The organism is Nocardiopsis exhalans (assembly GCF_024134545.1).
Lineage (GTDB): Bacteria > Actinomycetota > Actinomycetes > Streptosporangiales > Streptosporangiaceae > Nocardiopsis > Nocardiopsis exhalans.
In genome coordinates this window covers 1462831-1474916 of the sequence record NZ_CP099837.1, presented here as the reverse complement: position 1 = coordinate 1474916, position 12086 = coordinate 1462831, and the positions used below count along the sequence as shown (strand labels likewise).

Sequence of the window (12086 nt, the reverse complement as noted above, 5' to 3'; positions counted from 1 at the left end):
TACGCGGTCACTCCTGGGGGAGCTCCAGGAGACCGGTGACGGCGGCGTGCACCCTGGTGACGCTCTCGTCGCGCACCCGGCGGGCGACCTCGGCGGTGTCGGCCAGCTCGGCGACCTCGGCGGAGCGCACGGACATCAGGGAGGCCTCCGCGCGCAGATCCGTGTAGGCGCCCATCGAGTCCAGGGCCTCCTGGCACTGCTCCCACTCGCGGTGCGCCAGGACCGAGGCCTCCACCAAGCGGCCGTATTCGACGATCTGGTCGACCCGGGCCCGGATGTGCCCCTCCACCGCGATGAGGTGCCTGCGCTGGGGTTCGAGCACCTCGCGCACCCGGGGCGAGGAGGCCTGCTGCCACCGCCGGATGTACTCCCGGCGGAGTTCGCGCTGACGGGCCAACAGGGAGGCGATCCGCCACTCCTGCTCCCGCAGGACCGCCAGCCCCCGCGCGGTGTCCAGGGTGTCGGAGCCGCCGGAGCCGCCGAGCTCCACCCGGGCGTCGGTGACCTTGTCGATGGTCTGCTGGACCGCCACCAGCAGGCCGTGGTCGGCGGCGCTGATGTCCTCCGGCAGCAGGACCCGGTCCCGGTAGTGCTCCTCCGGAGGCTCCTTCACCTGGGCCGTGAGCGTGTCCGCGGTGACCATGCCGACCAGCAGCGCGAACAGCAGCCAGGGGGCGCCGACGGGCGGGTCCAGCGGTAGGACGTCGAACAACCACAGGGGCGCGGCCACGAGCGCTCCGCCGCCGACCGCGGCGCCGACCCCGCGCACCACCGGGTCGGCCTGTTTGCGCAGGGACAGCGCGGCGACATAGGCGACCAGGCTGATGCTGGCGATCACCATGCCCAGGTACCAGCCGGCGGTGAGCAGGGCCAGGACCAGGGTGAAGCCGACCCCGAGCAGCTGGACACCGCCCTCGCGTAAGCGCAGGGCTCGGCTGACGGCCTCCCCGTCGGTGCGCATGCGGTGCGACTCCGGGGCGTTGGCTTCCCGGTAGATGTCCTCGCGGAGTTCCTCTGGCAGAGCGGTGTCGACTACGGGGCGCGGCCGGATGACGTCCTCACTCATGGGCGGTCCCTCGTGAGTGGTGAGTGTCGGTCGGGGGCTCGTGGCGATCAGGGAGCGCGAAAGGTCGGGTGGCTGGGGCTGAGGTCGGGTGGCTGGAACCGGGGTCGGCTGGCTGAGGCCGGGATCGGGTGGCCGGGCCGCGGTGGGACGGGGCCGGTCCGGGTCGGAACGGAGTCCGGCCGGTGCGGGGTCGGGACGGGGATCGGAGAGCGGGCGGTAGTCTCCTTGATCCCCATCCTTGTCGTGCCCGAACCCGGCTCCCCGCACCCCTTTGTCATCAGTTGTCCACACGTCCGCGACCCGCATCCGCCCGCACGCCGTTGACCTGCGGGGGCGCGGCCGCGAGGGAAAGGTTCGCTACTGGTCGCGGCCGTTAGCGGTCACCAGGGAATCGTCCGCGGGCCGTTCGCGGGTGGGGTTGGTGTCCAGCCAGCGCAGCAGCCCTTCGGAGACCAGGTCGACGCCGATGCGCCCGGAGCGGCCGTCGAGGTCCCGGAAGAGGCACTCGCCGTTGCCGAGGTTGCGCAGGATCGCCATGTGGTCCTCGTTGCTGTCCACGCCGAGCAGCGACATCACGTCGGCGACCTCGTGCGCCTCACTGGAGCGGAAGGCGAACACCGAGGACAGGCAGTTGGTGACCTGCTCGTTGAGCATGTCGCCCGCGTTCTGGGACACCAGGATGAGCGCGGTGTTGCGGGAGCGGCCCATCCGGGAGACCTCGGGGACCAGTTTGGCGCCCTCGGGGGTGGAGGTGACCGCCCAGGCCTCGTCCAGGAAGATCGCCTTGGGCAGGCGCCGGTCCAGGCCGTTCATCAGGCGGCGGGCGAACTGCGAGACCAGGTAGAGGAGCGCGACGGACAGGCGCTGTTCGTAGGAGTAGTCGTCCCGGTTGACCCCGGAGTCGGGCAGGGTGAGCCCGCCCAGGGTGAACACGGTGGTCCACCCCTCGGTGTCGATGCGGGCCTCGCCCTGCGGGTCGAAGCACAGCGAGGCCAGCCGCATCTCGGCCATCGAACCGAGGACCGCGCCGAGGTTGCGGGAGGCGGCGTCCTCGGAGGAGACCAGGTGGTCGACGACCTTGGCCAGGGACGGCTGGGGCTGGTTGGCCACCGTGGCCACCGCCTGGATCATCGCGGACTCGCGCTCCTCGCTCATGCGGGGCAGCAGCAGGCGCAGCGTCTCGGTGGCCATGGTCTTCTTCGCGGCGAGGTCGTCACCGAAGGCGAAGGGGTCGAGCAGGCCGGGCTGGGCCGAACCCAGCGACATGATGCGCGCCTTGCGGCCGCGGTGCTTGAGCAGCTCCACGAGGGACTCGGCGTCGCCCTTGGGGTCGATGGCGGCGACCGTGACCCCGCGCAGGGCCAGCTGGTAGATCATCAGCAGCGCGAGGGTGGTCTTACCGCCGCCGGGCTCACCGGTGATGGCGATGGCGGTGGGGCGGTTGCGGGCCGCGGCGACCATGGGGTCGAAGTGCACGATGGAGCGGGCCCGGCCGATGGTCTCGCCGACGTAGGGGCCGACCCAGCCGCCGCCCTGGGCGTCCACGCGGTCGCCGACGTCCACCGTGGCGGTGGGCATACCGCCCGCGATGGTGCGCAGCGGCTGGCGCTGGGCGTAGGCGTTCAGGCGGATGCGGTCGCCGGGCAGGGACTCGTTGAACAGGGAGATCTGGTCGCCGGTGGAGTTGATGACGTCGATGCCGATGTCGCGGTAGTGCTCCACGACCGCCTCGACGTGCTGGACCAGGAGGCGTTCGGTGGGTGCGGAGACCATGAGCCGGTGCCAGCCGTAGACGAACGGCAGGCGCTCCTTGGTGATGCCGTGCTCCAGCATGCGGGCGGCGTCGATCTGCTCGGCCAGCGCGATGGGCGCCTCCACCCCGGCCTCGCGGATGTGGGCGTCCATGTCGCGGGCGTGCGCGAGCTTGCGGCCGACGTCCTTGGAGGCCTTCGCGGGCGGGACGAGCTTCATCCGCAGCGAGATCTCCACGGGGAACGGCAGCGCGTCCGCGTGGTGCAGCCAGGGTTCGCCGTCGGGGAAGGGCATGAGGTCCGGGAAGCGGGAGAACGACAGGAACGCCACGTGGGTGGACCCGGCGGGCTGTTCCAGGCGCAGCATGGAGCGGCCGTTGTGGATCACCCCGTCCACGAGCTGCTCGATCTCGCCGCGCCCCCAGGTGCGGCGGCCCGCGGCGGAGGGGCGGATCTCCTCGGCGGTACCGCTGACCGCGTGCCGGATGAGCCAGGCGACCTCGTCGGAGGTGGCGTGCCGGGCGTGCAGGGAGCTCGCGGCCAGGGCGCGGCCCAGGCGCTCGGACTGGTCGGTCCAGCGGGCGATCTCCTTGTCGTCGATCGCGTCGTCGTTGATCCCCAGGACCTGCTCGGTGCGCTGGTAGGCGCCGAAGAACTGGGAGAACAGACCGAGCCCCGCGCCCGCGTTGCGCGGCCCCAGGCGCACGCCGAGGTAGACCTCCTTGGTCCAGAAGTCCTTGGCCCACACGTGCCGGTACATCTCGTCGAGGTAGTCGTACCAGCCGGGTCCGGCGTCCGCGGTCTCGTCCAGCCGGGTGGCCCACTGCGCGGCCGGGTAGGTGCGGTGCGCGACGCGCAGGTGCACCTCGGCGTCGTTCATCCGGATGGCGGCGAGGGCGATGGTGATGTTCGTGGCGAGCGCCTGGCGCTCCTCGGGGGTGGTGAACTCATAAGACACCGTGGGGAGGCGGAAGTAGGCCCAGGCCTCGTTGTCGCTGAACAGCACGCGGTCGTCGAAGTAGCGGACCGCGAGACGGGTCGCGCCCCGGGTTCCCCTGGTGCCGGTCATGTCGCGATCGCCTTGCCCTTCTGGTCACGTTGCGGCTGAGGGTGCCGCCTCCATACTGGAGCATCGCACCCGGCACACAGAAGCAAACCGGGTTACGGCGCGCCAGAATCCCTGAGCGAGGCCGGGCCGCGGGGGCTCGGGGTGGTCCGGAACCGAAAAGGGGAGAGCCGGAACGGGGCGGGGCGGACCAGAACAACGGGGACGGAGCCGGACGCGGGGAGCTGGACGCGGGGCGGAGTCGAACACGGGGAGCCGGACGCGGGGGCGGCCCGGCCGTATCCGAGGGGCCGGGCCGCGTCAACGGTTCGCCGTCAGCGAGCGGCGTCCGCTAGCAGGCGGTGTCGAGGGTGTTCTGGAGGCTGGACTCCTCGGCCGAGGTGACGGTCAGGTCGTAGACGTACTTCACGTTGATCCAGGACTTGGCGTAGTCGCAGTGGACGGCCGTGTTGGGCGGCATCCACTCCGACGGGTCCTTGTCGCCCTTGGAGCTGTTGCTGGACGGGGTGGCCAGCCACAGCTGGGAGCTCGTGACGTCGTTGGCGAACTCCGTGCGCCGGGCGGTGGACCAGTCGGCGGCGCCGGTCTTCCAGGCCTCGCTGAGCGCGACCAGGTGGTCGACGCTGATGTCGCCGGGGACGTCGTACACCCACTCGTCGTCGAAGGCGCTCCACCAGCTGCCGGAGGTGGGCTGGCAGTTGGAGTCGGTGACGACGTCGTGGCCGTCCCGCTGGAGCACCACCTGGCGGGAGGTGCAGGGGCTGTCGACCACGTTCCAGTGCGGGAAGAGGCTTCGGTCGTAGCCGTCCTGCGGGCCCTTGGCTGCGACGGTGAGCGAGTTCAGCTGGGTCTGCGCGGCCGAGTCGCTGGGGATGTTCGGGGGCAGGGTGTGGTCGGCGGCGGCCGGGGAAGCCCAGCCGATAACCATCACCACGGCGGCGGCCGAAACGGTCGCCGCGGTGCGCGCGAGCACGCGGGGGAAGGGGGTCACGTGTTTCTCCTCTTGAGCGGGTCGAGGAAATCCGGACCCCACTACTGTGAAGTAACGGTGATCTTGACACCAGACCCCACGCGAGAATTCCGCGTGAATCGGAGGCCGCCCGCGAATAACGAAGGCGAGGCGCGGGTGCGACCAAGGCGGGGCCCGGGTTCGTTTTGCGCCGAGATCTGCCTCAAATCCTTGTGAAATAGATCACATAGAAGGCTCCGCGTGGGCGGCCCGGGGTTCGATGGTTCACCGGCGCTCCGGAGTGAGCTGGGCGAACAAGAGGGATCAGGCGGATCGCCTCCAGAAGATCACGCTCGGCGACACTGCGCAGGTGAGCACCGGAGAAGACGCCGAAAGAACAAAAAACCCCGAAGGCAAAGTCCTCCGGGTGCCATTCGTTTTCGCCTATATAGTATGCCAGTAATACCCAGATGATGAACGCGTAAACACCGACAGAAAGGAACAACACGATCCAGCCCGTCCGGGTTTGTTAAGTTCGCATGTCGTACGAAGGACCCCAGCCGAGAGGAGCACCCCCTCGAGGGGAGCGCCATGACTCTGCAAATGGATCTTCCGACAGCGGACGACTACCCGACCCGTAAGGCACCCGAACCAGCACTGCTCTACCGCAGGGACCCCGTCGTCTGGCACGGCGGCCCGGGGAACGGTGCCCCGAGCGGACCCTTCACCCCCGAGGAACTGGACGGCTACGACCGCCGCGGCTACACGCAGGTCGAGTCGATCGTGAACCCGGTCGAGGTCGAGTCCTACCGCGCCGAACTCCGACGCCTCAGCGCCGACCCCGCCCTGCGCGCCGACGAGCGCGTCGTGGTCGAACCCGGCTCCGACGAGGTGCGCTCGGTGTTCGAGGTGCACAAGGTGAGCAAGGTCTTCCATGACCTCGTGAACGACCCCCGCCTCGTGGAGCGCGCCCGCCAGATCCTCGGATCCGACGTGTACGTGCACCAGAGCCGCGTCAACTACAAACCCGGCTTCGGCGGCGGCTCATTCTACTGGCACTCGGACTTCGAGACCTGGCACGCCGAGGACGGCATGCCCCGGATGCGCGCGGTCAGTTTCTCCGTGGCACTCACCGACAACTTCACCCACAACGGCGCCCTGATGATCATGCCGGGGTCGCACCGGACCTTCGTCTCCTGTGTGGGCCGGACCCCGGACGACCACTACCGGGCCTCGCTGAAGAGCCAACACGTGGGCACCCCGGACCAGGCGTCGCTGAACCTGCTCGCCGACCGGCACGGCATCGACGTGCTCACCGGCAAGGCGGGCGACGTGACCGTGTTCGACTCCAACTGCATGCACGGGTCGGGCGGCAACATCACGCCCTACCCGCGCTCCAACGTGTTCGTGGTGTTCAACAGCGTGGACAACGCGTGCACCAAGCCGTTCAGCGCGGGCGACGCCCGCCCGGAGTTCCTCGCCGCACGGGAGACCGTCCCGGCTGGAAGCTAGGGACCCCGGCGGAGGCGGACCGCAGCAGGTGAACCGCCGGACGTGGCCGGGGAGAGGACACGTCCGGCCGGAACACTCCTGACGGACCCGCGAACACGGGCGGCCCGCACCCCTGCTCGGGTGCGGGCCGCCCGCATGCTTGGCCGCCTGTGCCTCAGGTGGTGCTGGCGGCGGGGGCGAGGGCGTTGACCAGAACCCCGCCCAGGGCCCCGTGGGCGCGTTTGGTGGCCGGACGCAGGGCACCGACGTCGATCTTCGTGTACGAGGCGCCCAGGTGGTCGTCCCACGGGATGCGCACGATCGCGCGGCAGCGACCGCGGGCCACCCGTTCGGCGGAGTCCACGTCCTGGAGGCTGCGCTTGCTCACCCCGTTGACCACCAGGACCGAGTTGGCCCTGAGGTTGGCGTAGCCGTTGCCGTCCAACCACTCGAAGGTCATGGAGACGGCGCGCTCGGCGTCCGCGCTCGCCGGGGCCACCAGGACCAGGCCGTCGGCGACGGGCAGGGCCCTGGCCACACCGGTGGCGGCCGGGTCCAGCAGCGTCACCCCGTAGAACCCGCCGAGCAGGTCGGAGAGCTGGCCGTAGTCGCGGTCGTCCAGGGTCTGGACGTAGGGGTCGTCCAGGGTCTGCACGACCTCCAGCCCGGTCCCGGCCCGCCCCGCGTAGGCGCGCATCCGCTCGTACTCGTCCACGGAGTCGGCGTTGGCCAACAGCGCGGTGAGGGTCTCCGGGGCCTGGGCGCCGACCCGGCGGGACAGGCCGTTCGGACCGGGGTTGACGTCGACCGCCACCACCCGGTCGTCGCGGTGCGCGGCGAGGGTGTGGCCGATCATCAGGGCGGTCACCGTCTGCCCGGCGCCGCCGGTGCAGCCGAGGACGACCAGGGAGCGCGGTTCGGCCAGCGGAGTGCGCAGCCGCTCGATGTCACTGGCGGGCAGATCCGAACGGACCGGCGCCGCTCCCCCGGTGACGACCTTGGCCAGCCGACGCCAGCCGCGGGTACCGCCGGAGACAGCGGAATCCACCGGCTGGGGCTCGGGCTCCTCCGCGCGCTGGGCCGGTTCGGGCTCGGGCCTGTGCGAGGGCACCCCGTTGGGGGTGTCGCCCAGCCGGGCCTGTTCGCCGGTGCCGTGGTCGAGTTCGAGGTCGGGCTTGGCCTGGTCGTCGGCGGACTCGGCCCGCCGCGACGGCTCGGGCTCCTCCCCCGGCGTCGGCTGCCCGAAGAGCTGCCCGATCCGCCGCGCGTTCTGAGCTACCCGGTGGAAGACCCCGTCGTGGGAGTCGGGCCCCGCCTGCGAAGCCGGAGCGTCGGACGGGATGTCCTGGGCGCCGTGGGATCCGCCGCCCTCGTGAGTGTCCTGAGCACCGTGAGACTCGCGGTCCCCGTGAGCGTCATGAGACGCGTGAGTGTCCTGAGCTTCAGGGGGTGTGCGGTCCCCGTCGGCCACCTGGGGGGCTCGGTCGGGTTCGACCGGTCCCTTCTGCTCGGCAGTGGTCTGCGGGGACGCCGACCGCATGGTGCTGGAGGGGTCGTCGGACCGGTCAGGGGCGTCCTGTACCTCGGTCCCGGCCGGGGCGCGGCGGGCGCGTAGGGCGGCCGCCTCCGCTTCGGCGAGTTCGGCCTCGGTGGGCCGGACCGGGGCCTCAGCCGCCGGGTGGGCTTCGGTAGCGGCACTGCCCTCCGGCGGGTGGGAGGCCGCGGTAGCCTCCCCCGACCTGGTGACCGGCGGCACGGGGTCGGTGGTTTCGTACGCGGTCGCACTCGACCTCGGGGCGGGCGTGCGGGGGTCCTTGCGGACCTCCACGAAGCTCACGAGTTCTCCGGTGCCGTGGTCGAGCTGGGTGGACGGCTTGGGCTCGTCGACCCGGGCGGCGGCAGCGGCCTCGGCGGCGCGCCGGTCCTCCTCCTCGGCCTCCTTGCGGATGGCCTCCTCGCGGGCCCGCAGCTCCCGTTCCTCCTGCTCGCGGGCCTCCTCCTGCTGGACCCTGAGCTCGCGCTCCGCCTTCTCCCGGGCTTCCTGCTCCCGGGCTTCCTGCTCCCGAGCCTCGGCGGCGGCGCGGCGTTCCTCTCGGATCTCGCTGACCGCGATCACCGGGTTGTCCTTGTCCCCCACCTTGGGCTGGTCCGGGTGGCGGCGCTTGCCGTCGTCGAACCACTCCGAGGGGTCCCGGCGCTCGCTGTCGCGCTCCTTGCTGGGCACCGCGTCGGCGAACTTCGGCCGGGGCGGGGCCGGGGTGTCGGCCGTGATCAGGTGCTGGTCGAGCACGGACATGTGCTCGCTCCACTCCGGGCCGCGCTCGGCGGGGCCCTCCTCCTCGGGCTCCACCGGCATCGCCTCGTGCTCGCCGGTGCCGTGGTCCAGCTGCAGCGGCGGCTTGGCTGCGCCCGATTCGGGAGTGCTCGGCTTGGCGGTGCTCGGCTCGGCGGCGCCCGCTTCGGGAGTGCTCGGCTCGGCGGCGCCAGGCTCGGCGGTGCTCGGCTCGGGGACGGCCGTATCGGGGTTCCGCGCGGCGAAGGAGGCCTGCGGGCCGGCTTCGGAGCGAGCGGCCGACTCCTCACGCGGCTCGTCCTCGGGTACGGACGCGGCAGGGGGCAGCCACGGCGCGGCCGCCACGTCCTCGGCGACCGAGGGCCGGCCCGAGGCCGCGGCGTAGCGGGCCGCGTAGTCGGACAGCCCCGGGTAGTCGGCCTGACCGGAGGAGGCCGCGGGCTGTTCCTCGGCGTCGAGCGCCCACGGAGCGGCGTGCGGGCGGCCCTGACGGCGGGCCCCGGCCGGGCGCTCGTCCTGGTTCCCCGTCACCGGGAGCGCCCGGCCCCTGGCCTTGGATGTCGGAGCGGGCGGGGTCTGCTGGGCGCGCTCACGAACGGGAACAGACTGCTGGGCCGCCTCGGACGCCTCCGTGCCCTCCCCGGCCTCGTCGCGCTCGCGGCGGTCGGCGTGCTCCTTGGCCACCTGGATGCCCTGGACCCGTCCGCGCAGGCGGCGGGCGGCGGGGGACCCCTCCCCGCGCTGCTCGGTCGTGCGCTCCTCGGACTCGCCGCGGTGCCGCTCACCCGAGCCCTTCGGGGCGGGGCCGGGTTCTGCCGGGCTGACCGCGTCGGCGAGTTCGGCACTGCTCATGGCGGTGGTGTCGCTGGCGGCGTAGGCGCCCTTGGAGGTCAGGCCGAGGGGCGTCTGGCCGGAGGAGGCGCGCAGCTGGGCGAACCACTGGTCGCGATCGCGCTGCTCGTCCTCCTCGGTGACGTAGAGGGGCTCGCCGAAGTCGACGTCCTCGTCGAGCAGGTTCCGTTCCGGGGACCGGTGGCCGCGGTCGTGGTCGTGGGCTTGGGCGCGGTCGTGGCCACCGCGGCCCTCGTGGTCGCCCCGGTCCTGGTCGCCGGATTCGGCCCAGTCCGCGTCGGGACCGAGGGCGAAACCGAAGTAGTTGAGCATGCGGCGACCGACCCCGCGAGGGCGGTCCGCCGGGGGGTCGGCGGGGAGGTCGGAGGTGTCGGCGGCCAGTTCACGGTGTTCGGACTCGTTCCGAGGCTCCGCCACGGCATCGTCCTCCTGAATCGGAGCAGTACCGGAGCGGGCCGGGGCGTGCGCGTTCGAGGCAGCGGCGACCGGGACCCTCCGGGCGGGGGTGTACTCGACGTCGTCGTCAGGGACGGGAGCGGGTTCGTGTGCGGGTTCGGCGGCGCGGACGGGTTCAACAGCACGGACCGGTTCGGGCTCGGCCACGGGCACACCGCGCAGCGGCGGCGCGGCCTCGGGCGCGGCGCGGCGGCCGCTCCCCCGGACCGGGGCTTCCTCCGTTCCCTCCAGCTCACCGAGTGCGGCGGCCTCCGCTTCCTCTGCCTCGGCGGCACGCGCCAGGGCGGCCTCCTCCTCGGCCTGGGCCCTGCGGGCCGCGGCGCGGGTCAGGGGCAGCGGCCCGGCCTCCGGGTGCCGGTGCCACACGCGCACCGAAACCCTGACCTCGGCGGGCTCGTACTCGGGTGCGAGCCGGGTGTAGACGCGGGCCTCGGTGAGGAAACGGGCCTGCGAGATGAGCAGCTCCGTGAGGCGCTTGCCCTCGATCACCGGCCGGGTGGCCAGCACGGTGATCACCCCCGGCGGTACGACCCACAGCACCAGGTGCCAGCCGTTGCCGAAGTCGAACGGGGCGTTGACGATGCTGAGCAGCACCACCCACAGCGCGAACACACCCAGCGCGACCCCGAAGGTCCCCACCGGGAGCGGCATGGGCAGCCGGAAATCGTAGAGCTTGTACAGCCGCTTCTCGATACGCCAGATGTTGGTGTACGTGGGCAGATCCACGTTTTCCGGCCTCCCTCGCCTAATCCGTCGATACGCCCATCGCTCGGGCGAGTGCCACCGCGATGACCTCGATGATGCCGGGAACGTAGAAGACGATCCCGATGAAGATCGCCAGGATGATGAACTGCATGAAGCGGGTGATCTCCCTGGTGAACAGGAAGAAGATGGCCACGATGGAGACGATGACGAGGAAGAGCGGCCCGAAGAAGCCGCGCAGGAAGTCCGCGAGGCCGCCGGTGTCGGGAGCGTTCTGCGCAGGGGGAGCCTCGACCGCGAGGGAGGTCAGGTCAGTGGAGCCGAGGGCCGTCATGGAGTCGGCCGTGGCAGACAACAGGGGGAGCATGTCAGGCGTCTTCCTCCGCTGTCGTTACTGGTGAGCGCATGGTTCTTCTCGTCTCCTTGCCTACAGGCCCCGTTGTCGGTCGATCAGCCGCCGAACGAGTGCGGGGCACCCTGGATGTCACGCACGTACCACTCGTTACCGGAGTTCACGACCGTGACCAGGTAGTTCTGCACCATCTGCCCGGCTTCACCCGTGCCTTCACCGGTGTCGCCGGAAGGCAGGGCCCAGACCACGGTGGTCGCCACCTGTCGTACGTCATCATCCCCGGTCGAGGACTGGGATGGCACCGTGATATCGGACAGTTCGACAAATTCCACACTGTTCGCCGGAAGTGGGGTGACCGTGGCACCCAGTTCCACATAGCGGTCGAGGTGACCGGCTTCCTCCGCGTAGGCCTCGAAGAAACCGGTGAGCACGCCCTCGAGCTGTTCGGCGACCTGGGGGTCCTGGTCGAAGGAGGGCGCCGCGGGCAGCTCGGCCCGGGCGGGCGCGGCGAGCAGGGCCGGGCCACCGGAGAGCACCAGCGAGGAGCCGTCGCTGTAGACGGGCACCTCCAGGCTCATGGCCTCCCCGTTGACGTCGGCGCGGATGACCACCACGGCGTTGTACTCGTCGTGGACGTCCACCGCGATCACCGTCAGGTTCTCCCCGGTGAGGCTGTCCGCGGGGAGGTTGAGCCGCCCCGCCTGCCCCTCGGGGACGAAGGTCGCCAGGGCGGCCTGTCGGGTTTCGGGATCGGCGGTGTCGAGGTAGGCGTCGGCGAAGCGGAGCGCGAAGGCGGCCGCGGCGGTCTCGGGGAACTGGACCGTCTCGGTGGCCTCGGGTTCGGCGGCGGAGGTGGGCAGCGAGAAACCGTTGCGGACGGGGAACCAGATGCCGTTGAAGATGACGACGATGACGAACGCCCACAACAGCACGCGTCCCACACCGACCCACCAGCGCCCGCCGGCTCCGGCCCGCAGCTTCCGGGGGCGCGGGGCGTCGAGCTCGTCGTCGACGTCGTCCGCCCGGTCACGCACCGCGGTGTCGCGCCGCGCCGTCTTGGCCATCCCCGCCTCCATCTCCCGCACACAGTGATGCGCCGGCCCTGCGC

At 71.5% G+C, this 12086-nt stretch carries 8 protein-coding genes; 1 reads left to right on the top strand and 7 read right to left on the bottom strand.

Annotated elements, in window-relative coordinates; all coding sequences use genetic code 11:
• Nucleotides 1–7: 7 nt before the first annotated feature.
• The 4 genes from NE857_RS06650 to NE857_RS06635 form a co-directional block, all read right to left on the bottom strand.
• The gene (locus NE857_RS06650; protein WP_254420212.1) at nucleotides 8–1066 is read right to left on the bottom strand and encodes a hypothetical protein; all 1059 of its coding nucleotides are present in this window, start codon (nucleotides 1064–1066) and stop codon (nucleotides 8–10) included.
• A 357-nt stretch (nucleotides 1067–1423) separates the two neighbouring features.
• Entirely contained in the window at nucleotides 1424–3886 is a 2463-nt protein-coding gene (locus NE857_RS06645; protein WP_254420211.1) for an ATP-binding protein, read from the bottom strand.
• A gap of 328 nt (nucleotides 3887–4214) precedes the next feature.
• Entirely contained in the window at nucleotides 4215–4874 is a 660-nt protein-coding gene (locus NE857_RS06640) for an HNH endonuclease family protein (protein WP_254420210.1), read from the bottom strand.
• 181 nt (nucleotides 4875–5055) lie between these two features.
• Nucleotides 5056–5340 (bottom strand): hypothetical protein, encoded by a 285-nt coding sequence (locus NE857_RS06635; RefSeq protein WP_254420209.1) that lies wholly within the window; start codon nucleotides 5338–5340, stop codon nucleotides 5056–5058.
• 83 nt (nucleotides 5341–5423) lie between these two features.
• On the opposite strand from NE857_RS06635, the gene thpD reads away from it, so the two are divergent.
• A complete protein-coding gene (thpD, locus tag NE857_RS06630; protein ID WP_254420208.1) occupies nucleotides 5424–6344 on the top strand; it encodes an ectoine hydroxylase in 921 nt (306 codons plus the stop codon).
• 154 nt (nucleotides 6345–6498) lie between these two features.
• On the opposite strand, the gene NE857_RS34190 is transcribed toward thpD, so the two are convergent.
• From NE857_RS34190 to NE857_RS06615, 3 genes are all read right to left on the bottom strand, one after another.
• Nucleotides 6499–10650 carry a TcpE family conjugal transfer membrane protein gene (locus tag NE857_RS34190; protein WP_301184309.1) on the bottom strand — a complete coding sequence of 1384 codons (4152 nt, stop codon included), beginning with the start codon at nucleotides 10648–10650 and terminating at the stop codon, nucleotides 6499–6501.
• 19 nt (nucleotides 10651–10669) lie between these two features.
• On the bottom strand, nucleotides 10670–10993 hold the full coding sequence (locus tag NE857_RS06620) for a hypothetical protein (protein WP_017580620.1): 324 nt from the start codon (nucleotides 10991–10993) through the stop codon (nucleotides 10670–10672).
• A gap of 83 nt (nucleotides 10994–11076) precedes the next feature.
• Nucleotides 11077–12042, bottom strand: a complete 966-nt coding sequence (locus NE857_RS06615; RefSeq protein WP_254420207.1) for a conjugal transfer protein — start codon at nucleotides 12040–12042, stop codon at nucleotides 11077–11079.
• Nucleotides 12043–12086 lie beyond the last annotated feature (44 nt).

Bases quoted from the DNA above. Each gene is read 5' to 3' on its own strand.
- NE857_RS06650 (WP_254420212.1), bottom strand. From the start codon at position 1,066: ATGAGTGAGGACGTCATCCGGCCGCGCCCCGTAGTCGACACCGCTCTG.
- NE857_RS06645 (WP_254420211.1), bottom strand. From the start codon at position 3,886: ATGACCGGCACCAGGGGAACCCGGGGCGCGACCCGTCTCGCGGTCCGC.
- thpD (WP_254420208.1), top strand. From the start codon at position 5,424: ATGACTCTGCAAATGGATCTTCCGACAGCGGACGACTACCCGACCCGT.
- NE857_RS06620 (WP_017580620.1), bottom strand. From the start codon at position 10,993: ATGCTCCCCCTGTTGTCTGCCACGGCCGACTCCATGACGGCCCTCGGC.
- NE857_RS06615 (WP_254420207.1), bottom strand. From the start codon at position 12,042: ATGGCCAAGACGGCGCGGCGCGACACCGCGGTGCGTGACCGGGCGGAC.